1 protein-coding gene and 1 pseudogene are annotated in these 409 nt (G+C 54.5%); both read right to left on the bottom strand.

Annotation, left to right across the window (positions count from 1 at the left end; genetic code table 11):
- A pseudogene (locus ACYP03_RS24340) lies at positions 1–70 on the bottom strand (anthranilate/aminodeoxychorismate synthase component II); the annotation flags it as partial.
- A 105-nt stretch (positions 71–175) separates the two neighbouring features.
- A partial coding sequence (locus ACYP03_RS24335) for a hypothetical protein (protein ID WP_459782417.1) occupies positions 176–409 on the bottom strand: 234 nt, incomplete at its 5' end.

Raw genomic sequence — 409 nt, 5'->3', positions numbered from 1 at the left:
CGCCCAGCTCACAGAAATACTGGTACAGGTTGTAAGTAAAAGAGTCGTAATTATCAATGATCAACAGCATAAGTATCCCTGCCCTGGCAAAATCGGCGCCCTATTTTGCAACAGGGAGGGAGAAAGGCAAGCAGGATTGCCTCCTGCCGGCCTTTTTAGCGTCAAAAGAGCGGGATCAGTGCTTCATCTGACAGCTGTCACCGTTGTACACCGCTTTCAGGCGGCCAGTTAAGCGCAGCGGTGCGTAGCTGCAAGGCACTTCGAACACCCCGTAAGCCAGCAGGCTCAGGCTCACCTGATCGCCGGCACCAATGCCGACATGGTTTAAGAACCGATTGTCCTCACGGTAGCGGCGCTGCTTGCCCGGCATCAGCCAAGTTTGCGTGCTGTCCCAGTACCAGCGATTGAA

The sequence above is a fragment of the Photobacterium sp. R1 genome, assembly GCF_054600795.1.
Note: the sequence above shows the minus strand (reverse complement) of the source record. Positions and strands in the feature narration are given on the sequence as shown.